This is a genomic window from Pseudomonas haemolytica, from assembly GCF_009659625.1.
Classification (GTDB): Bacteria; Pseudomonadota; Gammaproteobacteria; order Pseudomonadales; family Pseudomonadaceae; genus Aquipseudomonas; species Aquipseudomonas haemolytica.
In genome coordinates, this window is sequence record NZ_VOIW01000020.1 from 1 (window position 1) to 993 (window position 993).

Here is a 993-nt window from a genome sequence, read left to right on the forward strand (position 1 = left end):
GGTCAGTCATGCGGCGGATATGCCGTCGTTGCTGGGCATGGACCGGGTGTTGCGGGTTGGGGATTCGCAGCGTTCGGTAAGCCTTAGCGACGCGGATTTTTCCACCGTGGCCCGCTGCCCAGTGGGTGGCGTGCTGAAGATCGAGAGCAAGTTCGAGTCGTTGTATGACGTGCCGATTGGCGATATCCCGGTTGAGGTGATCGGCCTGGATGACGGCAGCTCCACGCTGGTGATGCTCGATGAGCACGGCAAGGGTTCGCACTACTGTTCCGCTGGCGGGCGCTATCAGGTGCGGGTTCAGGGTGGTGTTTCAGCGCAACAAGTGGACGCCTTGTTTGCCTCCTATGCCGGGCTGACGGCGGACTTGGAACAGTGGCTTCGGTCGCAGTGGCAAGGCTTCAAACCGCACTGGGAACGCTCTACTGCCAGCGCGATTGGCAGCGGCGTGCTGGCGGGCAGTTGGGCGGCGATTCATGACGTGTGGGACAGCATCAAGTTGGTACAAGCCATTCTTGACGATCCGCTGAAGTACGTCGAGCAACTGGGTAGCGAAGCGGCGAAGTTGGCGCAGATCGCCACCGATGCGCCCAAGGTCATGGAACAGGCGATGTTGCTCGCCAGTGATGAAGCGGCGCTGTACCTGTTACTGCGCACCGGCATGATCTGGTTGGACGCATTACCGCCCAGTGAAGTGGCGCAAGCGGTCGCCGGTTTTATGGTGTCGTTGCTGATTGATCTGGTGATTGGCGCGGTATTGACCATCGCGTTGCCGGCGGCGGGCGTGGCGTATTTGAGCGTGCGCCTGGCCAAGTACGGCGCACACATTCTTCAGGCTGCCGTGGGCTTCGTGAAGGGTGTACTGGCGATTCTCACCAAGTTCATGCAGGCGGTGGACCGCTACAAGGCGGTGGCGGTTCGCGGGGTGGTCGGCGGGCTGAAGCAAGGCACGATGCAGATGCGCTGGCGGGCGCGGCAGAACGCAGTGCTGAAGCA

At 61.6% G+C, this 993-nt stretch carries 1 pseudogene; it reads left to right on the plus strand.

Annotated elements, in window-relative coordinates:
• Positions 1–993, plus strand: a pseudogene (locus FRT59_RS27065) (type IV secretion protein Rhs); the annotation flags it as partial.